Origin of the sequence: Polaromonas sp. JS666, from assembly GCF_900103405.1 — a bacterium.
GTDB lineage: Bacteria > Pseudomonadota > Gammaproteobacteria > Burkholderiales > Burkholderiaceae_C > Polaromonas.
The window spans coordinates 294,515-320,622 of the sequence record NZ_FNHX01000004.1 but is presented as its reverse complement, the minus strand read 5'-3'; the positions used below and the strand labels follow the sequence as shown (position 1 = coordinate 320,622).

Sequence of the window (26,108 nt, the reverse complement as noted above, 5' to 3'; positions counted from 1 at the left end):
TCATCATATGATAACAATGCGTCCGAGAGCGCATTGGCGACGAGTTTTTGCAGTTCAACAACCCACCCGCAGAGGAGACAAGACAAATGAGACTCAAGACAATCCTGGCCGCCGCGATGGTCGCGGCAGGCCTCATATCGGCGGGGCAGGCCGCCGCCCAGGAAAAGCTCACCGTCTGGTGGGTCAAGGGCTTTTACAAAGCCGAAGACGATGCGCTGTTCGCCGCGATCAAGAAGTACGAGGAAAAACACAAGGGCGTGAAGGTCGAGCTCTCGCAGTACCCCGTGCAGGACATGATCCCGAAAACCGTTGCCGCGCTCGACTCCGGCAGCCCGCCCGACGTGGCCTATGCCGACGTCTATGACTTCCAGGTCGCCGGCAAGTGGGCCTTCGACGGCAAGCTTGAAGACATCAGCAGCGTGATCAACCCCATGCGCGCGCGTTTCGCGCCCAACACGGTGGAGACCGCCTTCCTCTATAACGATGCCACCAAGACCCGGGCCTATTACGCCTTCCCGATGAAGCAGCAGACCATGCACATCGAGTACTGGGTGGACATGCTCAACGAAGCCGGCTTCAAGGAGTCGGACATTCCGACGGCCTGGAAGGACTACTGGTCGTTCTGGTGCGACAAGGTGCAGCCCGCGCACCGCCAGAAAACCGGCAACCGCACCTTCGGCATAGGCCAGCCGCTGGGCGTGGATTCGAGCGACTCGTTCTACTCCTTCCTGACCTTTATGGACGCCTACAACGTCAAGCTGGTGAGCGACAGCGGCAAGCTGCTGGTCGACGATCCGCAGGTGCGTGCGGGCCTGATCAGCGCGCTGACGGACTACACCCAGCCCTACGCCAAGGGCTGCACGCCGCCCTCGTCCACCAGCTGGAAGGACCCTGACAACAACGTCGCCTTCCACAACAAGACCACCATCCTGACCCATAACGCCACGATTTCCATCGCCGCGAAATGGCTGGACGACATGAACAACGCGTCGCTCAAGCCGGAAGACCGCGAGACCGCGAAAAAGAACTACACCGAGCGCATCCGCACCGCGGGCTTCCCGAACAAACCCGACGGCAGCAAGATGGTGTACCGCGCCGCCGTCAAGGTGGGTGTGGTGTTCAACCAGGCCAAGAACAAGGCCCGCGCCAAGGAATTCGTGTCCTTCCTGATGCAGGAAGAGAACCTCACGCCTTATGTGGAGGGCTCGCTGGGCCGCTGGTTCCCGGTGACCAAGACCGCGCAGCAGCGTCCCTTCTGGAAAGCCGATGCGCACAGGCTGTCGGTTTACAACCAGTTCACCGCCGGAACCGTCAACTTCGAGTTCACCAAGAACTACAAGTTCACCATCCTGAACAACGAGAACGTCTGGGCCAAGGCGGCCAACCGCGTGATCAATGAAAAGATGCCGGTGGACAAGGCCGTTGACGAAATGATCGCCCGCATCAAGACCGTGGCGAACTGAGCGCTGACCGACTGAAGAAAGCCGCGCCGCCCGCCCCGATTTCCGGGGTAGCGGCGCGCGTCAACAAAGCAAAGCATGAGCACTGCAACCATCCAACAGGCCGCCCCTTCGGTGCGTGCCGAGCGCGCCGCCATGACTTCGTGGGAGAAGTGGGGACTCGCGCTGGTCGTTCCCTACCTGCTGATCTTCCTGGTTTTCGTGATCTACCCCGTGGGCTACGGCCTGTGGCTGGCACGCCATCCGGACAGCTATGTCAGGCTGTTTGCCGACCCGATCTTTTTCCGCTCGCTGATCAACACGGTGGTGTTCATCGTCGTGGCGGTGAACCTCAAGATGGTGGTAGCGCTGTTCCTGTCGGGATTTTTCCTGAACACGCGCTGGTGGATCAAGGCGCTGTCGGTGATTTTTATCCTGCCCTGGGCCGTGCCCTCGATTCCGACCATTCTGTCGATGCGCTTCATGCTCAACCCCGAGTGGGGCGTCATCAACACCCTGATTTTCAAGGCCACGGGCATAGACGGCCCCAACTGGCTCAATGACCCGACGCTGGCCCTGTCGTTTTCCATGCTGGCGCACATCTGGAAATCCCTGCCTTTCTGGACGCTGATCCTGCTGGCCGGGCGCATGGCGATTCCCGCCGAGCAGTATGAAGCGGCCTCGGTGGACGGCGCTACGGTGTGGCAGAAATTCCGCTTCATCACCTGGCCGTCCATGCGCTCGCTATACCTGACCTCGACCATCCTGTCCATGATCTGGACGCTGGGCGACTTCAACAGCGTCTACCTGCTGACAGGCGGCGGGCCGGCCGACCTCACGCATGTGCTGGCCACGCTGGGCATCCGCTACCTGCGCCTGGACCAGGTCGACCTGTCCCTGGCCTCCATCGTCGTGGCCCTGCCCCTGGTGCTGCCGCTGGTGTACTTCATGATGAAAAGGTTGTCCAAATGAGCCGCGTCACACTGCGTTCGGTCACCCGGGAGGCCAGGCTGCTGCTGGTCGGCATCCCGGTCCTGCTGTGGACGCTGATCCCGATCTACCACATGGTGCTGTTCGCGATCTCGCCGCGCAACGAGGCCACCACCGGGCGGCTCTGGCCCAAAAAACCCACGCTGGACAACTTCGAGACGGTGTTCTGGCAAAAGCATTTCTACCTCGACCACTTCTGGGTGCAACTGGGCAACTCGCTGGTGATCGCGCTGTCAGTGGGGGTGCTGACGCTGGTGGTCTCCACCACCGCGGCCTTTGCCATCAGCCGGCTCAAGGTGCGCGGCGGCCGTACGGTGATGAACATGGCGCTGTTTACCTACTTCATCCCCGCCGCTTTCCTGGCCGTTCCCATGTACAAGACCATGGGCAATTACGGCATGCTGAACCACCAGTGGTCGCTGATCCTGGCCATGGTGACCATCGCTTCGCCCTATTGCATCTGGGTGCTCAAGCAGGCTTCCGACAAGCTGCCTTACGAGCTTGATGAAGCAGCCCGCATGGACGGTGCCACGGCCATGCAGCTGTTCCGGCTGGTCTACCTGCCGCTGATGGTGCCCTCGCTGGTGGCGGTCGGCACCTATGCGCTGTTGCTGGCCTGGAACGAATACCTCTACGCCTTCCTGCTGCTGTCCAGGGACACCAGCGTGACGCTGGCGGTGGCGCTGGGCAATTTCCTCGCCGCCGACGACTCGCCGTGGGAACTGCTGATGGCCACCGGCCTGATCTACGCGCTGCCTCCGGCGGCAATTTATTACGCTTTCAAACGCTATATGGTGTCGGGCCTCACAGCCGGTGCCGTGAAGAGCTGACCCGGGAAATACCACATGGCTTCTGTATCGTTTCGCAATATTGAGAAGGCCTTCGGCAAGGTCAAGATCATTCACGGCATCAGCTTCGACATCTCCGACGGCGAGTTCGTCGTGCTGGTGGGCCCCTCGGGTTGCGGCAAGTCCACGCTGCTGCGCATGCTGGCCGGGCTGGAGGAAATCAGCGGCGGCGAGATGTCGATCGACGGCAAGGTCATCAACGAACTCGACTCCAAGGACCGCGACATCGCGATGGTGTTCCAGAGCTACGCGCTGTACCCGCACATGACGGTGCGCGACAACATGGCTTTCAGCCTGAAGCTGCGCAAGGCCGATGCCGAACTCACCAACAAGCGCGTAGGCGATGCCGCGCGCATCCTGAACCTGGACCCGCTGCTGGACCGCTTTCCGCGCGAGCTCTCGGGCGGGCAGCGCCAGCGCGTGGCCATGGGGCGGGCCATTGTGCGCGACCCCAAGGTCTTCCTGTTCGACGAGCCGCTGTCCAACCTGGACGCCAAGCTGCGCGTGGCCATGCGCGCCGAAATCAAGGCCCTGCACCAGCGCCTGAAAACCACCACTGTCTACGTCACACACGACCAGATCGAGGCCATGACCATGGCCGACCGCATCGTGGTCATGCATGACGGCATCATCGAGCAGATAGGCACGCCCCTGGAGCTGTTCGACCGGCCCGGCAACCTGTTTGTCGCGCAATTCATTGGCTCGCCCGCCATGAATATCCTTAAGGGCGTTTTGCGCAAGGAGGGCGGCCGGGCCTGGGTGGAGGCCGAGGGCCACCAGTGGCCCATAGGCCAGATTGCCCAGGCGCAGGACGGCCAGCACGTGCACTACGGCGTGCGGCCCGGCGACCTGTCGCTGTCCGCCACCGGACAGGGCATTCCGGCCAAGGTCATTGTGGTCGAGCCCACCGGCGCCGAAACCGAGTTGCTGCTTGAGGTGGGTGGCGCCAAGGTCATCGTGGTGATGCACGGCCGCACGGCGGTGCGCCCCGACGAGATCGTGCACCTGGACATCGCGGCCGGCAAAACCCACGTGTTTGACGATGCCAGCGGCGCCCGCCTGGATTGAGGCCATCCATGGTTGTGAATTCCTTCAGGCTTGACGGGCGCCTTGCGCTAGTGACCGGCTCTTCGGGCGGCATCGGTTTCGCCTTGGCGCGCGGTCTGGGGCAGGCGGGAGCCACCCTGGTGCTCAACGGCCGCGACAGCGCCAAGCTGGAGCAGGCGGCCGGCGTGCTGCGCGAGGAGGGCCTGACCGTTCACACACGCGGTTTTGACGTCACCGACGCCGCCGCGGTGCAGGCGGCGGTGGAGGACATCGAGGGCACGCTGGGCGGCATAGACATCCTCGTCAACAACGCCGGCATGCAAAGGCGCATGGCCCTGCAGGATTTCCCCGCGCAGGACTGGCATGAGCTGATGCGCACCAATGTCGACAGCGTCTTTTTTGTCGGGCAGGCGGTCGCCCGGAAAATGATCACGCGCGGCAAGGGCAAGATCATCAACATCTGCTCGGTGCAAAGCGAGCTGGGACGCCCCAACATCGCGCCCTATATGGCCAGCAAGGGCGCGGTCAAGATGCTGACCAAGGGCATGGCGATCGACTGGGGCCCTCACGGCATCCAGGTCAACGGCCTCGGGCCCGGCTACTTCAAGACCGAACTCACCGAAAAATTGGTGGCTGACGAACAGTTCAGCGCCTGGCTCACGGGGCGCACGCCCAGCAGGCGCTGGGGTGACGTGGCCGAGCTGGCCGGCGCGGCCGTGTTCCTGGCCAGTGATGCCTCCAGCTTTGTCAACGGCCATGTTTTGTATGTCGACGGCGGGGTGACGGCGACTTTGTGACGCCGCCGTTCCTCGCAACCAGGGAGAAACATCATGCGTGGACTTGTCTGTCATGCGCCCCTAGACCTGCGCCTTGACGCGCTGGACACCGAAATCCTGGGCCCGCAGCAGCTGAGGGTGCGGGTGGCCTACGGCGGTATTTGCGGCTCGGACCTGCATTACTTCCAGCACGGCGGCTTCGGCACGGTGCGCATCAAGGAGCCCATGGTGCTGGGCCATGAGGTGTCGGGCGTGGTCGAGGCCGTGGGCAGCGAGGTCAGCGGCCTGCGCGCCGGCCAGCGCATCGCGATTTCGCCCTCGCGGCCTTGCGGCGCCTGCCGCTTTTGCCAGCAGGGCCTGCACAACCACTGCATGGACATGCGCTTTTATGGCAGCGCGATGCGCTTTCCGCACATCCAGGGCGCTTTCCGTGAAACCCTGGTCATCGAGGCCGCGCAGGCGCATCCCGTGGCCGACGACCTGCCGCTGTCCGAGGCCGCGCTGGCCGAGCCTTTGTCGGTGGGCCTGCACGCGATTTCGCGCGCCGGCTCGGTGTTCGGCAAACAGGTGCTGGTCACCGGCTGCGGCCCCATAGGCGCCTTGCTGATCGCCGGCCTGCGCCGCGCGGGCGCGGCCCGCATCGTCGCGGCCGATATCGCCGAGCTTCCCCTGGCCTGCGCCAAAAAGATGGGCGCAGACCAGACCATCAACCTGGCCCAGGAGCCGGACGGCCTGGCGGCCTTTGCCGCCGGCAAGGGGCAGTTCGACGTGATGTTCGAGGCCTCGGGCAATGAAAAAGCCCTGGTTGCCGGCCTGGATGTGGTGGCGCCGCGCGGCGTCATCGTGACGGTGGGCCTGGGCGGCAATGTCTCGCTGCCGCTCAACACCCTGGTCGCCAAGGAGCTGGAGCTGCGCGGCACCTTCCGCTTTCACCCTGAATTCGCCGTGGCGGTGGCTTTCCTGAACCAGCGCCTGATAGACGGCCGGCCTGTCATCACCGACATCGTCGCCTTCGACCAGGCCACGCATGCCTTTACACTCGCCGGCGACAAGCGCCAATCCATGAAGGTGCAGATCGCCTTTGGCGGCGAAGCTTCATGAGGCGCCTGCTTTTTACCGTCATTCACCGGAGTCCCTTGTGACCGTTTTCTCCAAAGTCATTCTTTACACCGATACCGACGGCCGCGCCAGATTTCGCGAAGAGGCCATCCCGCTGGGCGAAGGCTCGCCGCAGGCCATGCTGTCGGAAGTGTTCGCCTCGGGCGGCTACCAGCTGCGCCACAGCCCTTTGGGCTTTCGCAGCCAGTTCCATTGCACGCCGAATCCGCAATGGGTGTTCATTCTGGGCGGCGAGATGGAGATCGGCCTGCAGGGCGGGGTCTCGCGCATCTTCAAGCCGGGCCAGCATTTCTACTCGGCCGACGTGCTGCCGGCCGGCGCCACCTTCGACCCGGCCCTGCACGGCCACTGGAGCCGCCAGGTGGGGCCGGACCCGCTGGTCACGCTGTTTGTGCGGGGCTGAAGGCACGCCATGGCCACCATGAAAAACGTCCACGGCAACACGGTAGACCATATCGGGGAAGCCATCGTCGCGGGCCGTTATGCCGCCGGCATGTCCATGCCGCCGGAGCCGGTGCTCTGCGAGGAACTGGGCGTGAGCCGCACAGTGGTGCGCGAAGCGGTCAAGTCGCTGATCGCCAAGGGCCTGGTCACCACCGGCCCCAAGGTCGGCACCCGCGTGCTGACCGAGGAGCACTGGAACTGGTTCGACCCCGATGTCATTGCCTGGAAGGCCAAGGCCGGCATCACACCCGAATTTTTGCGCGACCTGCTGGAGTTGCGGCGCCTGGTGGAGCCCGCCGCCGTGCGCATGGCCGCCGAGCGCGCCACCGCGCAAGAGATTGCCGAGATCGAGGACGCCTATGCCGGCATGAAGCGCGCCGTGGAAGGCGGCGGCGACTACGTCACCTACGACCTGCGTTTTCACCAGGGCTTGCTGCGCTCCGCGCACAACCGCATGCTGATCCAGATGAGCAAGGCGTTGAGCGCCTTGCTGCGCACCAGCTTTGAAATTTCCACCATCCGCAAGGACGGCCCCAAGCGCTCCTTGCCGCTGCACCGGGCGGTGCTGGATGCGGTAATCGCCCGCAACCCGGCCAAGGCCGAAAAGGCAATCCTGGTGCTGATCGACGGCGCGCGTGAGGATATCGAACTGGTGCTCGGTTCGCGGCGGCGGCTACCGAAACTGAGTAATCCGGCCAAGCAGCTCAAGGCGGCCTGAGGAGAGGCTGCTAGCGCTGCTGCATGTCGCCGGACAGGATTACGTGATGTCCCTGGCGAGCAGCCACTTCCTCGACCAGCGTGCGCGCGACGCTGTCCGCCGAAATGGACTGGTAGTTCAGTGGTATCACGCGGCTGAGGCGTCTTGAAAGATTGATCGCCAGTTTTTCACCGCCGCGCAAGGGCTGGCCCAGCGATTCCCGGTCGCCCGCCAGAAATGACGGCCGCAGCACCACCAGCGTGGAAAAACCGAGCTGCGAAAGCGCTTGCTCGGCCTCGCCCTTGACGCGGGTGTAGAAGAGCATGGAATTCGGATCGGCGCCCATGGCGCTGACCAGGCCCAGGCGAGTGGCGCCGGCATCGCGGCCTGCACGGGCCACGGCCAGCACGGCGTCGAAATCCACCGCCCTGAAGGCCGCGCGGCTGCCTGCCGTCTTGATGGTGGTTCCCAGCGCGATGAAGACATCGTCCACCGGCGGGGCCTTGAAACCGGCGAAAGAATCGACCAGGTGCACGGCCAGCCGGCCGTCGTGCCGGGCTGGTGCGCGGCGGCCCACGCAGTGGACCGCCGAATAGCGCTTATCGGCCAGTAAAAGATCCAGGACCGCCCGGCCGACGAGGCCCGTTGCCCCGGCCACCAGAGCCACCCGCGCCGCCGCCGGAGCGGTTGCCGCGGTAGTTGCCCCGGTTGCCGCCCGTAGGCTGGCCGGAGGAGGGGAAGCCTGAGGAGGCGTGGCTGGCGGGTTGGCGGTCGTCGAAGTCATTGCGTGGCTCCCTGGACTCGTTGCGGGGGGCGCGCGGCTGCTGCTCGTCGCGCTGGCGTGGCGCCTGGGCCTGCCGTGGCGGCTGGCCGTTCTGGGAATAACCCGAAGCCTGGCGTGGCTGGCCGGGGTTGGGAGTGCGCGGGCCGCGGCCGCTGCCATTGCCGCCACCATTGCCGCCGCCGGCGGGGCCGCGCCCGCGGCCGCCACCGTTGTTGCCGCCGCCGTTGCCGCCGCGCGCGGGCTGGGCTCCCTTGGTGTCGCGGATGCGCTGCATCATCTCGGTGCGGGCGGCCTTGGCGGCGGCCTGCATCACTTCGCGGCTGGGCGGCTTGCCCAGGCCGCCCCAGATGGTCTGGCGGCCCATGGCTAGCGGCTCGGCGCGTTCGCCGGGCTCGGCTTCAAAACCGGGGACGATGATTTTTTCGATGTTCTGCTTGGTGAAGCGCTCGATGTCCTGCATGAAGCCTTCCTCATCGAGGCAGACCAGGCTGACGGCTTCACCGCTGTTGCCCGCGCGGCCGGTGCGGCCAATACGGTGCACATAGTCTTCGCTGACGTTGGGGATTTCGTAGTTGACCACGTGCGGCAGCTCGTCGATGTCGATGCCGCGGGCGGCGATGTCGGTGGCGACCAGGGCGCGTATCGTGCCGCTCTTGAAATCGGCCAGCGCCTGCGTGCGGGCCGTCTGGCTCTTGTTGCCGTGCAGCGCCATTGCGGGGATGCCGTGCTTGGTCAGGTGTTCGGCCACGTTGTTGGCGCCGAACTTGGTGCGCGTGAACACCAGCACCTGGCTCCAGTTGTGCTCATTGATGATGTGGGTCAGCAGGCCTTTTTTCTTGGCCCGGCCGACGGGGTGTATGGTCTGCGTGATGCGCTGCACCGTGGTGTTGCGCGGCGTGACCTGGATGGATTCGGGGTTCTTGAGCAGGCCGTTGGCCAGTTCGCGGATTTCATCGCTGAAGGTCGCGCTGAACAGCAGCGACTGCTTTTGTTTGGGCACCAGGGCCAGCACCTTCTTGATGTCGTGGATGAAGCCCATGTCCAGCATGCGGTCGGCTTCGTCCAGCACCAGGATCTGCACCTGGCTCAGGTCCAGCGTGCCCTGGCTCGCGTGGTCCAGCAGGCGGCCGGGGGTGGCGACCAGGATGTCCACGCCGCGGCGCAGTTTTTCGATCTGGGCGCCCATGCCGACGCCGCCGAACATCACCATGGAGGTGAGGTCGGTGTATTTGCCGTAGGTGCGCACGCTTTCCTCGACCTGGGCCGCGAGTTCGCGGGTGGGGGTCATGATCAGGGCGCGCACGGCGTTGACGCCGCGGCGATTGGTCAGGCGCGCTTCGGTGGACAGGCGCTGCAGCAGGGGCAGCGTGAAAGCCGCGGTCTTGCCGGTGCCGGTCTGGGCGCCGCCCAGCAGGTCAACACCCTTGAGCACGGCGGGGATCGCCTGGGCCTGGATGGGGGTGGGTGTGTCGTAGCCCTGCTCGAGCACGGCCTTCAGAATGGCCGGGGCCAGGTTCAATTCTTCAAATGTCATGATGTGGCGCCGTAGGGCGCTTTGGATCGGCCTGTTGGGCGCCCTGTTGGAAGGCAACCCGCCAGTCAAAGGCAGATGGGGTCAGAAAGTCGGGCCGAAAACATCGTAAGCAGCCACTTGAAGCGGTACCCGGATGTGCCCAAATGTTGAAGGCAACTGGAGCCAGCAACCCCTGTATTGTCGCACAGCAACGATAATGGGGCATTCACGCAGAAAAACACGTCCCTTCAAAAGGCGTTTGCGCCCCCGGGCGCGGCGTGTCGTTCCAGCTCGCAGGAAACTGCCGGTAGCCTGTAAAAATAGCGTTTACAGGCGGCAGGCAACCCGTTTCCCGCATTGTTTTTTCATCTTTAGCAAAGTAAATCCCGATGGCTCAGTACGTATTTACCATGAACAAGGTCGGCAAAATCGTGCCGCCCAAGCGCCATATCCTCAAGGAGGTGTCGCTCAGCTTCTTTCCGGGGGCCAAGATCGGCGTGCTGGGCACCAACGGTTCCGGCAAGTCCACGCTGCTCAAGATCATGGCCGGCCTGGATACCGAAATCGAGGGCGAAGCCACCCCCATGCCGGGCCTGAATATCGGCTACCTGCCGCAGGAGCCCAAGCTAGACCCCGAGCATACGGTGCGCGAGAGCGTGGAAGCCGGCATGGGCGCGGTGTTTGCCGCCAAGGCCCAGCTTGAAGCCGTGTACACGGCCTACGGCGAGCCCGATGCCGATTTCGACGCGCTGGCGGCCGAGCAGGCCCGCCTGGAAGCCATCATCGCCACGGCCGGCACCGATTCCGAGCACCAGCTTGAAATCGCCGCCGACGCGCTGCGCCTGCCGCCCTGGGACGCCAAGATCGGCGTGCTCTCGGGCGGTGAAAAACGCCGCGTGGCCCTGTGCAGCCTGCTGCTGTCCAAGCCCGACATGCTGCTGCTTGACGAGCCGACCAACCACCTGGATGCCGAATCGGTGGACTGGCTGGAGCAGTTCCTGCAGCGTTTTTCGGGCACCGTGGTGGCCATCACCCACGACCGCTACTTCCTGGACAACGCCGCCGAGTGGATCCTGGAACTGGACCGCGGCCACGGCATCCCCTGGAAGGGCAACTACAGCAGCTGGCTGGACCAGAAGGGCGAGCGCCTGGCGCAGGAGCAAAAGGGCGAGGAAGCCCGCGCCAAGGCCCTGAAGAAGGAACTCGAATGGTCGCGCCAGAACCCCAAGGCGCGCCAGGCCAAGAGCAAGTCGCGCCTGGCCCGTTTCGAGGAACTCTCCGACTACGAATACCAGCAGCGCAACGAAACCCAGGAAATTTTCATTCCCGTGGCCGAGCGCCTGGGCAATGAGGTCATCGAGTTCAAGAACGTCAGCAAGTCCTTCGGCGACCGCCTGCTGATCGACAACCTGAGCTTCCAGGTGCCCGCGGGCGCCATCGTCGGCATCATCGGCCCCAACGGCGCGGGCAAGTCCACGCTGTTCAAGCTGATCGCCGGCAAGGAGCAGCCCGACAGCGGAGAAGTCGCCATCGGCAAGACCGCGCGCATGGCCTTCGTCGACCAGCACCGCGACGACCTGGCCAATGACAAAACCGTCTGGGAAGACATTTCCGGCGGCCTGGACATGCTGACTGTCGGCAAGTTCACCATGCCCAGCCGCGCCTATGCCGGCCGTTTCAATTTCAACGGCGCCGACCAGCAAAAGCGCGTCGGCATGCTGTCGGGCGGCGAGCGCGGGCGTTTGCACCTGGCCAAAACCCTGATCGCGGGCGGCAACGTGCTGATGCTTGACGAACCCTCGAACGACCTGGACGTGGAAACCCTGCGCGCGCTCGAAGACGCCTTGCTCGAGTTCGCCGGCTCGGTGCTGGTAATCAGCCACGATCGCTGGTTCCTGGACCGCATCGCGACCCACATCCTGGCCGCCGAAGGCGACAGCCAGTGGACCTTCTTCAACGGCAACTACCAGGAGTACGAGGCCGACAAGAAGAAGCGTCTCGGTGAAGAAGGCGCCAAGCCCAAGCGCGTGCGCTTCAAGGCTCTGCACTAGGTTTGGGAAGCTTCGCCATGACAGACCAGGAGGTTCTGGACAAAACCCGCTTGTGGCTCGAAAAAGCCGTGATCGGGCTCAACCTGTGCCCGTTTGCGAAGGCGGTTTATGTCAAGAACCAGGTGCGCCTGGTGGTTAGCCATGCCCGGCATGCGGACGACCTGCTGGAAGAACTGGACCGCGAGCTGGACCTGCTGGCCGCCACGCCGGCCGAAGAGGTCGACACCACGCTGCTGATCCATCCCACGCTGTTCGAGGATTTCCTGGACTTCAACGACTTCCTGGAAATTGCCGAAGGCGTGGTGGACGAGCATGGCCTGGAGGGTGTGATCCAGCTGGCCAGCTTTCACCCGCGTTTCCAGTTTGAGGGCACCGAGCCTGACGACATCGGCAACTACACCAACCGCGCGCCTTTTGCCATCCTGCATTTGCTGCGCGAGGACAGCGTGGAGCGGGCCGTGGAGGCCTTTCCCGAGGCCGAAGCGATTTTCGAGCAGAACATCGAGGTGCTCGAAAAACTGGGCCACCAGGGCTGGAAGGCGCTGGGCCTGTAGCCTTCCGGCCGCAGCCGGCTACTTGGGCAGGTATTGCTTGAGCACCGCCTGCAGCTGGGCGAAATTAAAGGGTTTGGTCACATAGGCGCTGGCGCCCAGGCGCAGGGCTTCCTCGAGCCGCTCCGACTCGGCACTGGCCGACAGGAACACCAGAGGCACTTGCCTGAGCGCGGGTTCCGCCTGCAGCGCGGCCAGCACTTCAATGCCGCTCATCTGCGGCATCATCACGTCGCAGAAAATCAGGTCCGGCCGCTGCTCGCGGGCCAGCTGCAGGCCGGCGCCGCCGTCCGACGCTCCCAGGCCTTCGTGGCCCTCGAGCCGGACGAAGCGCAGCAGGTTGTCCCGGATATGGGACTCATCTTCAATCACCAGAATGCGCGCCATGGTTCTTTCGTAGCGAGGGCCCCGGCTGTCATTGTTGAGGGGCGGATTTCCCTGAGCCGCCAAGCCACGGGCTGCTCCGCTGGCCTGGCTTGATGCCCATCTTATAGCCTTGCCCCGGTTTTGGGCCGATTTTGGGCCGATTCGGGGCCGGTTTCGCCGCCTTAAATCGTGACGGTAAAGCGCGTGCCCTGGCCCACCACGCTGGCGACCTCGATGCGGCCGCCATGCAGGTCGACGGAGTTTTTCACGATGGCCAACCCCAGGCCCGTGCCCTGGATCTCGCCGACATTGCTGGCGCGGTGGAACCACTCGAACAGGTGGGGAAGCTCTTCGGCCGGAATGCCTATGCCCTGGTCCGACACCTCGAAAGCCACCCGTCCCTCCGACGAGGAGACCCGAAACAGGATTTTCCCGCCTTGCTGCGAGTATTTGATGGCGTTGGAGAGCAGGTTGCCGAAAATATGGCGCAGCAGCTTTTCATCAAAAAGCCCGGTTGCCGGCCAGGCCTCGAATTCCAGGGCCAGTTCGCAGCCTGCCTCCGAGTGCTGGATGCGGGCGTCCTCGACCAGGTCCTGGCAAAGTACCTGGAGATTGACCTGCGCCGGTTGGAACTCCAGCATCTGCGCCTCCACCTTGCCCAGCAGCAATACACGGTCCAGCATCTGGGTCATGCGCCGCACACCGGTTTCTATGGTGGCGATGACATCGGCTTTTTCGGGTTCGGGCAGGCGGTCGCCGTAGTGCTTGAGCAGCTCCGCCGACGACAGGATGAAGGCCAGCGGCGTGCGGAATTCGTGCGAGGCCACCGAGATGAAGCGCGACTTCATGTCGTTGAGCTCGGTCTGCCGCTGCAGGGTCTGGCGCTGCGTGAGTTCGGCCTGCAGGCGGGCCGTGGCATCCACCACGAAGATCAGCGTCGCCTCGCGCTTGCCCCACTCGATCTTCACGGCGGAAAGCTCCAGCGAGCGCACCTCGCCGGACTGGGTGATGACGCGAAAGCCGTACATCGAGTCCACCTCGTCGCCGCGCAGGCGCCGTTCATGACGCTCGCGCATCACCGGCAAGTCCTCGGGATGGACCGTCGCCGTGTAAGGCTGGGACAGCAGGTATTCGCGCGGATGACCCACGATGCGCTCCAGGCTGGGGTTGACGAACACCATGCGGTCGTCCTGCACCACCACCACGCCGACACCGACGTTTTCAATCACCGTGCGGTAGCGTTCTTCCGATTTGCGCAGCTCGTCCAGCGCCTGGTAGCGCTCGATCGCGCTGCTCACGTGGTTGGCGACAAAGGAAAGGATGTCGGCGTCCGTGTCGCTGTAGGCCACGCCCGGTTCATAGCCCTGCACCGCCAGCACGCCGCCTATGGCGCCGCGTATGTGCATGGGCACGCCCAGCCAGGAACTGAAGGTCATGTCGCCGCTGCCTTCGGTCACCTGGCCGCCGGCTTCCAGCAGCTTGAGCCGCGCGGCGTCGATGATCTGCGGCCGGCCGGTGCTCAGCACGAACTCGGTCAGGCCGCGCCGGTAGGGTACGTTGCTGCGCTGCAGGGTGTCGCCGTCGCGCTCGTCCACGTAGTAGGGGAAATCCTTGCGCTGCTTTTGCGCATCGTAAAGGCACACGTAGCAGTTCTTCGCGTACAGCAGCTCGCCCAGCAGGCCGTGCACCGACTGCAGGAAATCGTAGAAGGAGAGGTCCGCCGCCGCCCGTTCGGCGATGCGGTAAAACACCCGCTGCAGGGTTTCGGCCTTTTTCTGCTCCCGTGCCTCGGCCTGCAGTTCGCGGGTGCGTTGCTCCAGCCACAGAGTGGCCGAGGTTTCCTGCTTCTGCTTTTCAAGCTGCAGGTCCCGGTAGTCGGCCAGCAGCGCCTGGTATTGCTCTTGCAGCTGCTTGAGCTGGCGTTGCAGGTCGGCGTCAGACGGCATGGCGCGGCTTTCGTGCTCGGGTGGAAAGACGGCCGCCCGGGTCGGGGCCGCCACGCCTCATTATGTGGCCTTCAGGCCGAGCCCAGCCCGTCCACCGTCTGGAACATGGCCTGGCGCGCTTGCGCGACGATCTGGGTGCGCCATTCGTCGGTATCGACATAAAAGGCGTTCATCATCTGGCGCTTGATCGCCGCTTGCACCTCGGGCGGCGTTTCGGGGTGTTTATGCAGCCAGTGGTCGGCGCGCAGGGCGGCGATCATGTCGAGGATGGGCAGGGTTCCGTATTCCATGGCCATGCCGGTGTATTCGGCCTGCGGGCATTCGTCGTACACGGCACTCCACATCAGGCCCGTGAGTTTGGCCGAGGTCGAGGAGCCGTCGTGGAAGGAGGTCACGGGCGTGGCACCACCGCCGTCCCACCAGGCGCGCGCGCGGGCCAGGGCCTCGGCATCGTCGTCGCAGGCAAAAATGCGCTCGCCCAGGCCGCTGGGCCCCAGGCCCGTGTGCAGGTCCATCCAGGCGATGCGGCGGGCCCGCTGCCCGAAGGTGCGCAGCACCTCGCGCAGGGTCTGGTTGCTCCAGCTCGGCGCGGTGCCGCCGAAGAACATGCCGTCGGCGTATTCATGCTGCCCCTGCGACACCGCCGCCTGGTAGCGCGTGACGCCGTGGGTGTCGATGTAGGCCGCGATGGCCGTCTGGTTGTCGTCCGTGGGGGGCCACTGGGCGGGCAGCAGCAGGTCGTGGACCTCACGGTAAGCCTCGTTGACGGGCAGGGGCTGGCTGAAGTCGTGGAAGTTACGGTTCAGGTCCACGTTTTCGTGGGTGGTGCGCCGCGTGTATGAGAAGCCGTGGGGATTGAGTGCATGGATGTAGAGCACTGCGACGCCGCCGGCGCGGGCCTTGGCGCGCCACTCGGCATCGCGCGCGGCAAACACCTGCACGCCCGAGCCGCAATAGCCTTCGACGCCGTGGCAGGCGCTGCTGACGATGAAGAGGTGCTCGGCGTCGGGCGAGCCGTCCAGGGCCACGTCCATGGCCAGGGTTTCGCCGTCGCGGCCCTTGAGCGGGTGTTCGTAGGCGCGAAGCGCCATGCCGGCGGCAGCGGCCGCCTCAAGGAATTTGGCGCGCGCAGCCGAGTAGCTGGCCGAAAAAGCCGCGTGTGGATTCATGGTGATGTTGGCGTGGTCAGGATTCAGGCCCCGGAGGCCGTGCCCAGCCAGCGTGTGGCCAGCTGGACCCAGTAGGTACCGCCCAGGGGAATGAGGTCGTCGTTGAAGTCGTAGCTCGGGTTGTGCAGCGTGCAGGGGCCCTCGCCGTGGCCCATGTCGCGGTGCGCGCCGTCGCCGTTGGAGATGAAGCAGTAAGCGCCGGGCTTGGCTTGCAGCATGTAAGCGAAGTCTTCGGCGCCCATGGTGGGCTCCTGCGCCAGCACGTTGGCCGGCCCCACGATGTCGTTCATGACGCGGCGCGCGAAATCGGCCTCGGCGGCGCTGTTCACGGTGGGCGGGTAGTTGCGATGGAATTTGAACTCGCAGCGCGCCTCGAAAGCGGCACAGGTGTGTTCGGCCACTTCCTTCATGCGTTTTTCAATCAGGTCCAGCACTTCAATGCTGAAGGTGCGCACCGTGCCCTGCAGCTCGCAGAAGTCGGGCACCACGTTGGTGGCCTCGCCGGCGTGGATCATGGTCACCGAGATGACGCCCGCGTCCACGGGTTTTTTGTTGCGGCTGATGATGTTCTGAAAGCCCTGCACCATTTGGCAGGCCACCGGCACCGGGTCTATGCCGTTGTGCGGCATGGCGGCATGGCTGCCCTTGCCGCGTATGGTGATCTTGAATTCATTGCTCGATGCCATCACCGGTCCCGCGCTGACCGCAAAAGTGCCCACCGGGGCGCCGGGCCAGTTGTGCATGCCGAAGACGGCTTCCATCGGGAATTTCTCGAAGAGGCCGTCCTTGATCATCTCGCGCGCGCCGCCGCCGCCTTCTTCGGCCGGCTGGAAGATCAGGTAGACGGTGCCGTCAAAGTCCCGGTTCTGCGAGAAGTGGCGCGCCGCGGCCAGCAGCATGGCGGTATGGCCGTCATGGCCGCAGGCGTGCATCTTGCCCGGCTGCGTGCTGGCATGGGCGAAGGTGTTGAATTCCTGCATGGGCAGGGCGTCCATGTCGGCGCGCAGGCCCACGCCGCGGCCGCAGGCGCCGCCGTCGCGCCCATGCACGATGCCCACCACGCCGGTGGTGCCCATGCCGCGGTGGATGGGAATGCCCCAGGATTGAAGTTTTTGCGCGACCACATCGGCGGTGCGCACTTCCTGGAAACACAGTTCAGGGTGGGCGTGGATGTCGCGGCGCACGGCCGCGATGTCGGCCGCCCCGGCCAGGATGGAGTCAATGATTTTCATGGCGATGCCCCTAAAAGTACATGGTAACCAAGCCGGCTGCGCTTTGCATGGCAGTGCCGGGTTCCCGGTATTTGTTCCCTAAATCCTGCCCTCTTCAACCGCATGGCAGGCCACGCGCACGCCTTCAAGCTGCAGGAATTGCGGCCTTTCGCTCTGGCAACGGGCATTGGCATGCGGGCAGCGTGGGTGGAAGGTGCAGCCGTGCGGCGGATTCAGCGGATTGGGCACCTCGCCCGAGACCGGCGTGCGTGCGCGGCCGGTATCGTGCATCTTGGGGATGGCGTCCAGCAGCATGCGGGTGTAGGGGTGGCGCGGCCTGTCGAACAGGCTGTGCTTGTCGGCCAGCTCCACCAGGCGCCCCAGGTACATCACGCCGACCTGGTCGCTGACATGGCGCACCACCGCCAGGTTGTGCGAGATGAAGAGGTAGGTCAGGCCCCGCGTGCGCTGCAGGTCCTTCATGATGTTGAGCACCTGCGCCTGCACGCTCACGTCGAGCGCCGAGGTGGGCTCGTCGCAGACCAGGAATTCGGGCTCGGTGGCCAGGGCGCGCGCGATGGAAATGCGCTGGCGCTGCCCACCAGAGAACTGGTGCGGGTACTTGGTCATGTCCAGCGGCGACAGGCCCACCGACTTGAGCAGTTCGCCCACGCGTTCCTTGAGCGCGGGGCCGCCCTCCAGGATGCCGTGCTCACGCAGCGGCTCGGCAATGATGTCCTCAATTGTCCAGCGCGGGTTCAGGCTGGCGTAGGGATCCTGGAAAATCATCTGGATGCGGCTGCGCAGTTGCCGGCCGGCCGGCGTCTTGAACACCGCATGCGCGTCCTGGCCGTCGAAATTCAGGCCGCCACGCGTGGGCTCATACAGGCCCACCAGCAGGCGTGCCACGGTGCTTTTGCCGCAACCCGATTCGCCGACCAGCGCCAGCGTCTTGCCTTTTTCGATTTCGAAACTCACGCCGTCGACGGCTTTGAGCAGCAGCCGGGGCTTGCGCTCCAGCACGCGGTTGAGCCAAGGGGGCGACACGTCAAAGGTCTTGGCCAGGTCATGCGCCTGAACCAGGGGAGCTTCCACGCCCTTCAAAATTTCGCTCATGCCGCCACCCCCGCATGCGCTGCATGCAGCCAGCAGGCGGCGCGTGTGGCGCCGGCCGGTAGCAGGTCCGGCCTGTCCTGGCGGCAGCGGTCAAAAGCCTTGGGGCAGCGCGGGTTGAAGGCGCAGCCCTGCGGGATGGCGTTCAGGCGCGGCATGGCGCCGTCGATCTGGTAGAGGCGCTCGCGTTCCACCGTGATGTCGGGAATCGCCGCCATCAGGCCGGCGGTATAGGGGTGCGAGGGGTGGTTGATCACCTGGTGCACCGGGCCGATTTCGGCGATGCGCCCGGCATACATCACGGCCACGCGGTCGCAGGTTTCGGCGATCACGCCCATGTCGTGGGTGATCAGCATCACGGCGGCGCCGCGCTGTTTGCAGATATTCTTGAGCAGGGTGATGATCTGCGCCTGGATGGACACGTCGAGCGCGGTCGTCGGCTCGTCGGCCACGATCAGCTTGGGCTCGGCCGCCAGGGCCAGGGCGATCACCACGCGTTGGCGCATGCCGCCCGAGAACTGGTGCGGGTAGTGGTCTATGCGCTGCGCGGCCGCCGGTATGCCGGTGTCGCTGAGCAGCTCAATGGCGCGCAGGCGGGCCTCCTGCGCCGTCACCGGCAGGTGGGCCTGTATGGTTTCCACCAACTGCCGGCCTATGGTGTAAAGCGGGTTCAGCGAGGTCAGCGGGTCCTGGAAGATCGCGCCTATCTTGCGCCCGCGGATATGGCGCATGCGCTCATGGGGCAGGTTGTCGATGCGCTCGCCTTCGAGCAGGATCTGGCCACCGGCCACGCGCCCGGGCGGCTCCAGCAGGCCGATGATGGCGGAGCCGGTCAGCGACTTGCCCGCGCCCGATTCGCCCACCACGCCGAGAATTTCACCGGGCGCGATGTCAAAGGAAATGTCGTCCAGCGCGCGCAGCGTGCCGCGCCGGCCGGGGAACTCGACCACCAGGTTCTTGATTTGCAGAAGACTCATTTTCTAACTCGTCCCTTACCTGAGGCGTGGATTCAAGGCGTCGCGCAGCCAGTCGCCCAGCAGGTTCACGCTCAGTGCGATCAGCACCAGCATCAGGCCCGGGAACACGGTGATCCACCATTCGCCCGAAAACAGGTAATCGTTGCCCACGCGGATCAGCGTGCCCAGCGAGGGCGAGGTGGGCGGCGCGCCCACGCCCAGGAAGGACAGCGTGGCTTCGGTGATGATGGCGGTGGCCACCTGGATGGTCGCCAGCACCAGCACCGGCCCCATCACATTGGGCAGCACATGGCGGCGCATGATGCGCAGCGGCGCCACGCCGGTGACGCGGGCGGCCTGTACATATTCCTTGCCGCGCTCCACCATGGTGGAGCCGCGCACCGTGCGCGCGTACTGAACCCAGCCCGATTGCCCCATGGAGATCGACAGGATCAGCACGCCCATGGCCAGCAGCTGGCTGGCATTGGGAAACACCGCGCGGCCCACGCCCGCGATCAGCAGCGCGACCAGAATGGGCGGGAAAGAGGACATCACGTCGCAGACCCGCATCAGGGCCGAGTCTACCCAGCCGCCCCTGAACCCCGCGATCAGGCCCAGCGACACACCGGCCAGCATGGACAGGATGACCGAGGCCACGCCCACCACCAGCGAGATGCGCGCGCCATACATCAGCGCCGACAGGATGTCGCGCCCCTGGTCGTCGGTACCCAGCAGGTATTTGGAACTGCCCTGCGCGTACCAGGCCGGCGGCAGCCGCGCGTCGCCGAGCTCCAGCGTGCTCAGGTTGAAGGGGTCGTGCGGCGCCACCCAGCCGGCGAACACCGAGCAAAAAATGCAGACCAGGGCAATGGCGGCCGCCACCATCGCCACCGGCGAGGTGCGAAAGCTATGGCCCACATCACTGTCAAGCCAGCGCGCAAGGGTTTTCTTCATCAATAAAAAGCGCAGTCCATATTAACTAGGGTCGAGCAAAGCGAGACCTGTGCCAGCAACAGCGCGGAACCGGCTTTGCCGGGCCGCAGCTGTTGTCCCCCTGAGGGGGAGAGGCCGCTACGCGAAGCGAGAAGGCAACAGGGGGCTATTTTTTTACAGTCATCCACTTGAAGAACATGAAGTTGTCGGCCAGCTGGACCAGCTCGACCTTCTTGCTCGTGCCCCAGGCCAGCGACTGCTGGTGCAGCGGCAGGTGGCCGATATCGGCGCCGTGGATGTCGAAAGCTTCCTTGATCAGCGCGTTGCGCTTGGTCTTGTCGGTTTCCGACTGGATCTTCTTGGTCAGCTCGTCGACCTTGGGGTTGCAATACGCGCCCAGGTTGAACTGGCCGGCGCCCTTGTCGTCCACACAGGCGACCAGCGCATTGAGCGCGTTGTGGGCGTCATAGGTGGCCGGCGTCCAGCCCAGCATGTAAAAGCTGGTGTCGCGGCGGAGGATTTTGGGGAAGTAGGTGCCCTTGGTCTCGGCCTGCAGGTTGATCTTGACGTTGATGCGCGACAGGTTGGCGGCCACCGCCTGGCAGATGCGGCTGTCGTTCACATAGCGGTCGTTCGGGCAGTTCATGGACACCTCAAAGCCGTTCGGGTAGCCGGCTTCGACCATCAGCTTTTTCGCGGCTTCCGGGTCGTAGGGCAGGCGTTTGTTCTGCTCTTGCTGGAAACCGTTGATGCCGGGGCCAATCAGCAGCGCCGTCGGGCTGGAAGCGCCGCGCATCACGGTTTTCTTGATGCCGTCGATGTCGATGGCCTGGTAGAAGGCCTGGCGCACGCGCTTGTCCTTGAAGGGGTTCTTGCCCTTGATGTTCGAGTACAGCAGCTCGTCGCGTTTCTGGTCCATGCCCAGGAAGATGGTGCGCAGCTCGGCACCGACCAGCACCTTGGTGCCGGCGTTGCCGTTGACGCGGTCTATGTCCTGCACCGGCACGGGTTCCATCACGTCGACCTCGCCCGACAGCAGGGCCGCCACGCGGGTCGCGTCATTGCCGATGGGCGTGTAAATCACTTCCTGGACGTTGCCTTCAATCTTGCCCCAGTAGTTGCCGTTGCGGACAAAGGTGGTGCGCACATTGGGCTGGCGTTCGCGCACGCGGTACGGGCCGGTGCCGTTGGCGCGGAAGGAGGCCGCGTTCTCTATGCCCTTGCGGCGGTCCACCGGCCGGGTCGCCTGGTTGGTCTCGCACCACTTCTTGCTCATCATGTAGACCAGCGAGATCACGTCGGGCAGGATGGGGAAGGGCGTCTTGGTCTCGATCTCGACCACGTGGTCGTTGATCTTGCGCACTTCCTTGAAGTCATTGGTGTAGCTCTTCATGTCCGAGCCTTCGGCCTGCGTGCGCTGGAAGCTGAAGACCACGTCGTCGGCCGTGAACGGCGTGCCGTCATGGAACTGCACGCCCTTGCGCAGCTCGAAGCGCCACACGGTCGGCGAGGTCTGTTTCCACGAGGTGGCCAGGCCGGGGGCCAGGCTCAGGTCCTTGTTGCGGATGACCAGGCCCTCATAGGCGTTGCCGGTCACGCTGAGCTGCAGCGACTCATTGAGCGAGTGCGGGTCCATGGACAGCGAGTCGCCCTGGTTGGCGACCCTCAGGGTCTGTGCGGATGCGACAAAACCGGTGGCCGCGAAGGCACACAGGACACTGGCCGAGAGCAGGTGGAACTTGAATTTCATCGGGAACTCCTTGTGGAAGGGATGAGGGCTTGCGGGTAAAAACGGAAGAAAAATGGGGAATGCGATGGAGGGTGCGGCCCGCCCGGCCTCAATGGCCGGCGGGGTTGCCTACGCGCAGCCTGGGGTCTACCGCGAAGTACAGCAGGTCGACCACCAGGTTGATGAGGACAAAAATCAGCGCAATCAGGCACAGGTAGGCCGCCATCACCGGGATGTCGGCGAAGGTCACGGCCTGGATGAACAGCAGGCCCATGCCGGGCCACTGGAACACGGTCTCGGTGATGATGGCGAAGGCGATCAGCCCGCCCAGCTGCAGGCCGGTAATGGTCATCACCGGCACCAGCGTGTTCTTGAGCGCGTGGCCGAAGTGGATGGCGCGGTCGGGCAGGCCGCGGGCGCGCGCGAACTTGATGTAGTCGGTGCGCAGCACCTCCAGCATTTCGGCGCGCACCAGCCGCATGATCAGCGTGAGCTGGAACACCGCCAGCGTCACGGCCGGCAGCACGATATGGTGCCAGCCGTCGGCCTTGAAGAGGCCGGTGCTCCACCAGCCTATCTGCACGGTCTCGCCGCGGCCGAAACTCGGAAACCAGCCCAGGCCCACGGCGAACACCAGGATCAGCAGGATGCCGATCAGGAAGGTCGGCAGCGACACGCCCAGCAGCGATAGGGTCATGAATACCTGGCTCAGGAAGCTGCCGCGGCGCAGCGCCGAATACACGCCCATGGGAATGCCGATCAGCAGCGCCATGAAAGCCGCCACCAGGGCCAGCTCCAACGTGGCCGGAAAGCGCTCGGCGATCAGGCGCGAGACCTTGGCGCCCTGGCGCAGGCTCAGGCCGAACTCGCCCTGCGCCGCGTTCATGAGGAAATGCCAGAACTGCACGATGAAGGGCCGGTCCAGTCCCAGGTCGGCGCGCAACTGGGTGATTTGCGCGGGCGAGGCGTCCTGCCCCAGCAGGAATACCACCGGGTCGCCGACATACTGGAACAGCATGAAGGCGATCAGGGCGACCACGACCATCACGATCACGGCCTGGATCAGGCGGCGCAGAATAAAAGCAAGCATCGGCCAAAGAAAAAAGTATCGGGCGATACTAGCAGAGCAAATGATATGCCGACACAGGGGTTTACTTTAGGGTTAAAGAAACAACGCGGGACCCGGAAAAGCTTTCCGCGGGTCGGTTGCCGCCCCAAACAGGGCCCGGCGCGCCCTTTTCAGGTGCCACCCGCCCGCCCCAAAACGGCGGGCCGGCCCGCTAAAGCCGCTGCAGCTTCTTTCGCACCAGGTGAATATTGCCGCGCAGCGCGTACAGCTCGTCGGTATAGGACAGCGGCACCGTGATTTTTTCGGCCCGGCGTTCCAGCTCATTGAGTTCTTCCAGCAGGGCCTTGTTTTTGCTGCTGTTGCGGTCGCTGTCGCCGCTGCCGTCCACGCGGTTCTCGATGTCGCGCAGCCGGCCGTACCAACGGAAGATGCGCGAACGCACGCGAAAGGCATAAAGCGGCGGGATGATGCGCGACAGCGGCAGCATGATGGCGATGATGATGCCCATCACCAGCCACATGCGCTCGACCAGGTTGGCCACCCAGAACCGCAGGTAGCGCTGCAGCACCGGCGTGCCGTTCTTGATGGCGCGTTCGGCTTCCTTGGCGATGGGCAGCTCGCTGTTGTCGCGGTTCGGGTATTCGCGGGCGCTCTTGAACCAGCCGGCCCCGCCGTGGATTTCGTTGCCGGCCTGGGCCAGCAGCTGCTGCAGGGCGGGGTGGGTGGTGGTGCGGGTGATCAGCGAGGTGGTGGGCGCCACCAGCCGCACGTCGTCGGGCGGGATATTGGCGGCCAGGTCCACCACGCCGCGCGGCAGGCGGGTCGGTGTCAGGAAGGCGAAGCGCCTGGAATAGGCCTCGCTCTGGGCAAAATTCATCAGTTTCACGCCGGGTGTCTGCAGCAGCATCTGCACCATCAGCGACTCGGGTGCGGACGCGAACACGAGGGCGTCCAGCTCGCCGCCCAGGAAGGCCACGGTGGCGGGTGTCTGCTCCAGCCGGGATATCTTCAGCGACGCCGGGTCGATATGGTTGCTTTCCAGCAGCTTGGCCATCAGGCTGGGAACACCGCTGCCGGGCGTGCCGGTGTTGACGCGCAGGCCCTGCAGCTGCGTGAGCGAGCCCAGGCTGGCGTCTTCGGCCGGATCGGCCTTGCCGGCCGCGCGGCCGGCCGGGCTTTTGGCGGCCCGCGCCGCCGCGGCCACCTTGCGCGCGGCGTCTTCACGGTAAAACAGCCAGAGCGGCTCCACAAAAAGGCTGCCGAGCGAGGCCAGGTCCTCTTCATCCTGCTCGGTGTAGTCGCTGGTGCCGCCCTGGACAAAACCGACGTCGACCTTGCCTTCGCGCAGCAGCTGCAGGTTGGCGGCCGAGCCCTCGGAGGGCTGGAGCACCACCGTTATGCCCTCGGCCGCCAGCGCTTTGGCATAGCGTTTGCCGAATTCTTCGTACGCGCTTTGCGCCGGGCCGGTGGCCAGCGTCACGCGCTTGGGCGGGTTCGGGTCCAGCCACCAGTAGGCCAGCGCCAGCAAGGCAAAGGCCAGCACGATGAAAGGCCCGGCCGAGGCGGCCAGGTCGCGCAGCGACAGCAGGGTGTAGCGTATGGCTTTGGGCATGCGCCAACCTTAGCATGCGCCGCGGGTGTTTCGCTACGGCGCTTTTTTGTCGATCGCCGTCACCGTGAACTGGCTGTCCACCTTCTCGGCCTGGAAGACTTCCACATGGTTCTATCCCGAAAGGGGGGCGGCCGTTGAAAAAACCGTTCGCATTGCTGCAGGCATGAACCCATGGCCCACTACCATGAGCACCATCCCGGAGCTCATTACCGCCAAAAACATTTGAGCGGCCCTTGACGGGCGGACCTGGCTCGCCCCGGAGGGCGTCAGTTTTTTTGCAACTGCAGTCGCGCCTTGTCCAGCCACAGCTGCAGGCTGTCCAGCAAATCCTGCTGGCTGAAGGAGCAGCTTTCCTCGGTGAACAGCGCGCTGGATTCGAGCCGGTTCAGCAGCTGCGAGAGCACCTCGTTAAATCGCTGGGGCAGGGCCGCCGCCAGGCTTTGTTGCTGCATCGCGGCTTGCGAAAAGGCCGCCACGCCGAGCGCGCCGCTGCGCAATTGCTGCAAGGCGATTTGCAGGCTGTCAAGCTGGTCTTGTGTCGTCATGGCGTGGTGTCAAGCTTATGCGGCGGCCGAGGCCGGTATGCGCGTGGTCCTGCGGTCAAACACCAGGGTCAGCATGGCCAACAGGCCGAAAGGCACGCCCACCCAGCCCAGCTGCGCGAAGCCCACCTGGTCCAGCAGCGCGCCGCTGATCACCGCGCCCAGCGCCGTGCCCACATAGAGCATGGAGCCGTTGAGGCTCAGCAGCAAGGGCGCCTGCGCCGGCGAGAGGCTGGCCAGCCGGCTTTGCTGCGGCGCCATCAGGCCGAAGCCGGCGATGCCCCACAGCACCAGCACGGCCATGGTGGCCGGCACGCTGCCGCGCGTGAGCGGCAGCAGGCACATCATCGCGACCAGCACGGCCAGCTGCACGCGCATGGTGCGCAAGGCGCCGAAACGATCGGTGGCCCAGCCGCCCATCAGCGTGCCGCCCACACCGGCCAGGCCGAAGACGGCCAGCGTGGCCGAGAGCTGCGCCGAATTCATGGGGTTGAGCGCGTGCAGCACCGGCCCGACATAGGCGAAGACGCTGAAGATGGCGATGAAATACAGCAAAGTGCGGCCCCACACGCGCAGCACCGCGCCCTGGCGCGCGGCCGCTTGAAAGCCCGCGAAGCTGGTGCCGGCGCTGGCCATGTTGGCAGGAATCAGCCAACTGGCCGCGGCCAATGCCGCGCCGCTGGCGGCCGCCGACAGCCATACCGGCACGCGCCAGCCGAATTCAAAACCCAGCCAGGCGCCTATGGGCAGGCCGACGGCATAGCTGATGCTCATGCCCAGGAAGGTGATGGACAGCGCCCGGCCGCGCAGCGCGGGCACCACCATGCTGACGGCCAGCGCCGAGGCCGCCGCGGTGAACATCGCGCCCGCGCCCATCAGCACGCGGCCCAGCAGCAGCAGGAGCAGGTTGGGCGCGAGGGCGCACACCAGGCAACCCGTGGTGAACAGCGCCAGCGCCAGCTGCACGGCGCGTTTGCGCGGCCAGCGGGCCGTGAGGATGATGAGCAGCGGCGCCAGCACGGCGGTGGCCACGGCATAGGCCGTCATGGCCTGGCCGGCAGCCGCCACGCTGATGCCCAGCGATGCGCTCATGGGCTGCAGGATGCCGCCCAGCACAAAGGCGCCGCTGCCTATGACCAGGTTGCACAGGGCGAAGAAATACAGGATGGGAGGCATGGTGTTCATGAAGGCGGCGGCGAGTAA

Annotated in this window: 25 protein-coding genes; 11 read left to right on the top strand and 14 right to left on the bottom strand. The window is 65.0% G+C overall.

The annotated features are described in order from the left end of the window. Positions 1-86: 86 nt before the first annotated feature. From BLQ85_RS12525 to BLQ85_RS12490, 8 genes are all read left to right on the top strand, one after another. Complete coding sequence (locus BLQ85_RS12525; RefSeq protein WP_074577466.1) at positions 87-1,463, top strand: ABC transporter substrate-binding protein; 1,377 nt, start codon at positions 87-89, stop codon at positions 1,461-1,463. A gap of 75 nt (positions 1,464-1,538) precedes the next feature. Further along, positions 1,539-2,411 (top strand): carbohydrate ABC transporter permease, encoded by an 873-nt coding sequence (locus tag BLQ85_RS12520; RefSeq protein WP_074577463.1) that lies wholly within the window; start codon positions 1,539-1,541, stop codon positions 2,409-2,411. Then, positions 2,408-3,259 (top strand): carbohydrate ABC transporter permease, encoded by an 852-nt coding sequence (locus BLQ85_RS12515; protein ID WP_074577461.1) that lies wholly within the window; start codon positions 2,408-2,410, stop codon positions 3,257-3,259. The genes BLQ85_RS12520 and BLQ85_RS12515 overlap by 4 nt, the downstream gene beginning before the upstream one ends. A 15-nt stretch (positions 3,260-3,274) precedes the next feature. After that, entirely contained in the window at positions 3,275-4,345 is a 1,071-nt protein-coding gene (locus BLQ85_RS12510) for an ABC transporter ATP-binding protein (protein WP_074577459.1), read from the top strand. Positions 4,346-4,353: 8 nt separating this feature from the next. Beyond that, positions 4,354-5,121, top strand: coding sequence for a glucose 1-dehydrogenase (locus BLQ85_RS12505; RefSeq protein ID WP_074577457.1), 768 nt, complete (start codon positions 4,354-4,356; stop codon positions 5,119-5,121). A gap of 33 nt (positions 5,122-5,154) precedes the next feature. Further along, positions 5,155-6,201 carry an L-idonate 5-dehydrogenase gene (locus BLQ85_RS12500; protein ID WP_175456108.1) on the top strand — a complete coding sequence of 349 codons (1,047 nt, stop codon included), beginning with the start codon at positions 5,155-5,157 and terminating at the stop codon, positions 6,199-6,201. Between the two features lie 37 nt (positions 6,202-6,238). Further along, positions 6,239-6,622 carry a cupin domain-containing protein gene (locus BLQ85_RS12495; protein WP_074577452.1) on the top strand — a complete coding sequence of 128 codons (384 nt, stop codon included), beginning with the start codon at positions 6,239-6,241 and terminating at the stop codon, positions 6,620-6,622. A gap of 9 nt (positions 6,623-6,631) precedes the next feature. After that, positions 6,632-7,381: a FadR/GntR family transcriptional regulator gene (locus tag BLQ85_RS12490; RefSeq protein WP_074577450.1), complete on the top strand. Its 750-nt coding sequence runs from the start codon at positions 6,632-6,634 to the stop codon at positions 7,379-7,381. 10 nt (positions 7,382-7,391) lie between these two features. Here the strand turns inward: BLQ85_RS12490 and BLQ85_RS12485 are convergent, their stop codons facing one another. Continuing rightward, a complete protein-coding gene (locus tag BLQ85_RS12485; RefSeq protein WP_371327280.1) occupies positions 7,392-8,018 on the bottom strand; it encodes a Rossmann-fold NAD(P)-binding domain-containing protein in 627 nt (208 codons plus the stop codon). Beyond that, a complete protein-coding gene (locus BLQ85_RS12480) occupies positions 7,960-9,678 on the bottom strand; it encodes a DEAD/DEAH box helicase (protein ID WP_074577446.1) in 1,719 nt (572 codons plus the stop codon). The genes BLQ85_RS12485 and BLQ85_RS12480 overlap by 59 nt, the downstream gene beginning before the upstream one ends. 368 nt (positions 9,679-10,046) lie before the next feature. Between BLQ85_RS12480 and ettA the strand changes: the two genes are divergently transcribed. Then, entirely contained in the window at positions 10,047-11,708 is a 1,662-nt protein-coding gene (gene ettA / locus BLQ85_RS12475; RefSeq protein ID WP_074577443.1) for an energy-dependent translational throttle protein EttA, read from the top strand. 17 nt (positions 11,709-11,725) lie between these two features. After that, positions 11,726-12,262 (top strand): DUF1415 domain-containing protein, encoded by a 537-nt coding sequence (locus tag BLQ85_RS12470; RefSeq protein WP_074577762.1) that lies wholly within the window; start codon positions 11,726-11,728, stop codon positions 12,260-12,262. 18 nt (positions 12,263-12,280) lie between these two features. Here the strand turns inward: BLQ85_RS12470 and BLQ85_RS12465 are convergent, their stop codons facing one another. The 10 genes from BLQ85_RS12465 to BLQ85_RS12420 form a co-directional block, all read right to left on the bottom strand. After that, positions 12,281-12,646, bottom strand: a complete 366-nt coding sequence (locus BLQ85_RS12465; protein ID WP_074577440.1) for a response regulator — start codon at positions 12,644-12,646, stop codon at positions 12,281-12,283. Between the two features lie 161 nt (positions 12,647-12,807). Then, the gene (locus tag BLQ85_RS12460) at positions 12,808-14,571 is read right to left on the bottom strand and encodes a sensor histidine kinase (protein ID WP_074577438.1); all 1,764 of its coding nucleotides are present in this window, start codon (positions 14,569-14,571) and stop codon (positions 12,808-12,810) included. 71 nt (positions 14,572-14,642) lie between these two features. Continuing rightward, entirely contained in the window at positions 14,643-15,740 is a 1,098-nt protein-coding gene (locus BLQ85_RS12455) for a M14 family metallopeptidase (protein WP_074577436.1), read from the bottom strand. 23 nt (positions 15,741-15,763) lie between these two features. Continuing rightward, positions 15,764-16,972, bottom strand: coding sequence for a M20 aminoacylase family protein (locus tag BLQ85_RS12450; RefSeq protein WP_074577434.1), 1,209 nt, complete (start codon positions 16,970-16,972; stop codon positions 15,764-15,766). Between the two features lie 78 nt (positions 16,973-17,050). Next, positions 17,051-18,067, bottom strand: a complete 1,017-nt coding sequence (locus tag BLQ85_RS12445; protein ID WP_074577431.1) for an ABC transporter ATP-binding protein — start codon at positions 18,065-18,067, stop codon at positions 17,051-17,053. After that, positions 18,064-19,041 (bottom strand): ABC transporter ATP-binding protein, encoded by a 978-nt coding sequence (locus tag BLQ85_RS12440; RefSeq protein ID WP_074577429.1) that lies wholly within the window; start codon positions 19,039-19,041, stop codon positions 18,064-18,066. The genes BLQ85_RS12445 and BLQ85_RS12440 overlap by 4 nt, the downstream gene beginning before the upstream one ends. Positions 19,042-19,056: 15 nt before the next feature. Further along, the gene (locus BLQ85_RS12435; protein ID WP_074577427.1) at positions 19,057-19,974 is read right to left on the bottom strand and encodes an ABC transporter permease; all 918 of its coding nucleotides are present in this window, start codon (positions 19,972-19,974) and stop codon (positions 19,057-19,059) included. A gap of 145 nt (positions 19,975-20,119) precedes the next feature. Continuing rightward, positions 20,120-21,703 (bottom strand): ABC transporter substrate-binding protein, encoded by a 1,584-nt coding sequence (locus BLQ85_RS12430; protein ID WP_074577424.1) that lies wholly within the window; start codon positions 21,701-21,703, stop codon positions 20,120-20,122. A gap of 88 nt (positions 21,704-21,791) precedes the next feature. Then, on the bottom strand, positions 21,792-22,772 hold the full coding sequence (locus BLQ85_RS12425; RefSeq protein ID WP_074577422.1) for an ABC transporter permease: 981 nt from the start codon (positions 22,770-22,772) through the stop codon (positions 21,792-21,794). Positions 22,773-22,962: 190 nt separating this feature from the next. After that, on the bottom strand, positions 22,963-24,363 hold the full coding sequence (locus BLQ85_RS12420) for a TAXI family TRAP transporter solute-binding subunit (RefSeq protein WP_074577420.1): 1,401 nt from the start codon (positions 24,361-24,363) through the stop codon (positions 22,963-22,965). 46 nt (positions 24,364-24,409) lie between these two features. Here BLQ85_RS12420 and BLQ85_RS12415 point away from each other — a divergent pair, with 46 nt between their 5' ends. After that, on the top strand, positions 24,410-24,589 hold the full coding sequence (locus tag BLQ85_RS12415) for a hypothetical protein (protein ID WP_139200960.1): 180 nt from the start codon (positions 24,410-24,412) through the stop codon (positions 24,587-24,589). Positions 24,590-24,629: 40 nt separating this feature from the next. Here BLQ85_RS12415 and BLQ85_RS12410 read toward each other — a convergent pair whose 3' ends face one another. Together BLQ85_RS12410 and BLQ85_RS12405 are read right to left on the bottom strand one after the other, a co-directional pair. Further along, the gene (locus BLQ85_RS12410; protein WP_074577415.1) at positions 24,630-24,908 is read right to left on the bottom strand and encodes a hypothetical protein; all 279 of its coding nucleotides are present in this window, start codon (positions 24,906-24,908) and stop codon (positions 24,630-24,632) included. 15 nt (positions 24,909-24,923) lie between these two features. Further along, the gene (locus BLQ85_RS12405; protein WP_074577412.1) at positions 24,924-26,090 is read right to left on the bottom strand and encodes an MFS transporter; all 1,167 of its coding nucleotides are present in this window, start codon (positions 26,088-26,090) and stop codon (positions 24,924-24,926) included. Positions 26,091-26,108 lie beyond the last annotated feature (18 nt).

Bases quoted from the DNA above. Each gene is read 5' to 3' on its own strand.
- BLQ85_RS12525 (WP_074577466.1), top strand. From the start codon at position 87: ATGAGACTCAAGACAATCCTGGCCGCCGCGATGGTCGCGGCAGGCCTC.
- BLQ85_RS12520 (WP_074577463.1), top strand. From the start codon at position 1,539: ATGAGCACTGCAACCATCCAACAGGCCGCCCCTTCGGTGCGTGCCGAG.
- BLQ85_RS12515 (WP_074577461.1), top strand. From the start codon at position 2,408: ATGAGCCGCGTCACACTGCGTTCGGTCACCCGGGAGGCCAGGCTGCTG.
- BLQ85_RS12510 (WP_074577459.1), top strand. From the start codon at position 3,275: ATGGCTTCTGTATCGTTTCGCAATATTGAGAAGGCCTTCGGCAAGGTC.
- BLQ85_RS12505 (WP_074577457.1), top strand. From the start codon at position 4,354: ATGGTTGTGAATTCCTTCAGGCTTGACGGGCGCCTTGCGCTAGTGACC.
- BLQ85_RS12500 (WP_175456108.1), top strand. From the start codon at position 5,155: ATGCGTGGACTTGTCTGTCATGCGCCCCTAGACCTGCGCCTTGACGCG.
- BLQ85_RS12490 (WP_074577450.1), top strand. From the start codon at position 6,632: ATGGCCACCATGAAAAACGTCCACGGCAACACGGTAGACCATATCGGG.
- BLQ85_RS12480 (WP_074577446.1), bottom strand. From the start codon at position 9,678: ATGACATTTGAAGAATTGAACCTGGCCCCGGCCATTCTGAAGGCCGTG.
- ettA (WP_074577443.1), top strand. From the start codon at position 10,047: ATGGCTCAGTACGTATTTACCATGAACAAGGTCGGCAAAATCGTGCCG.
- BLQ85_RS12470 (WP_074577762.1), top strand. From the start codon at position 11,726: ATGACAGACCAGGAGGTTCTGGACAAAACCCGCTTGTGGCTCGAAAAA.
- BLQ85_RS12465 (WP_074577440.1), bottom strand. From the start codon at position 12,646: ATGGCGCGCATTCTGGTGATTGAAGATGAGTCCCATATCCGGGACAAC.
- BLQ85_RS12460 (WP_074577438.1), bottom strand. From the start codon at position 14,571: ATGCCGTCTGACGCCGACCTGCAACGCCAGCTCAAGCAGCTGCAAGAG.
- BLQ85_RS12455 (WP_074577436.1), bottom strand. From the start codon at position 15,740: ATGAATCCACACGCGGCTTTTTCGGCCAGCTACTCGGCTGCGCGCGCC.
- BLQ85_RS12450 (WP_074577434.1), bottom strand. From the start codon at position 16,972: ATGAAAATCATTGACTCCATCCTGGCCGGGGCGGCCGACATCGCGGCC.
- BLQ85_RS12445 (WP_074577431.1), bottom strand. From the start codon at position 18,067: ATGAGCGAAATTTTGAAGGGCGTGGAAGCTCCCCTGGTTCAGGCGCAT.
- BLQ85_RS12440 (WP_074577429.1), bottom strand. From the start codon at position 19,041: ATGAGTCTTCTGCAAATCAAGAACCTGGTGGTCGAGTTCCCCGGCCGG.
- BLQ85_RS12435 (WP_074577427.1), bottom strand. From the start codon at position 19,974: ATGAAGAAAACCCTTGCGCGCTGGCTTGACAGTGATGTGGGCCATAGC.
- BLQ85_RS12430 (WP_074577424.1), bottom strand. From the start codon at position 21,703: ATGAAATTCAAGTTCCACCTGCTCTCGGCCAGTGTCCTGTGTGCCTTC.
- BLQ85_RS12425 (WP_074577422.1), bottom strand. From the start codon at position 22,772: ATGCTTGCTTTTATTCTGCGCCGCCTGATCCAGGCCGTGATCGTGATG.
- BLQ85_RS12420 (WP_074577420.1), bottom strand. From the start codon at position 24,363: ATGCCCAAAGCCATACGCTACACCCTGCTGTCGCTGCGCGACCTGGCC.
- BLQ85_RS12410 (WP_074577415.1), bottom strand. From the start codon at position 24,908: ATGACGACACAAGACCAGCTTGACAGCCTGCAAATCGCCTTGCAGCAA.
- BLQ85_RS12405 (WP_074577412.1), bottom strand. From the start codon at position 26,090: ATGAACACCATGCCTCCCATCCTGTATTTCTTCGCCCTGTGCAACCTG.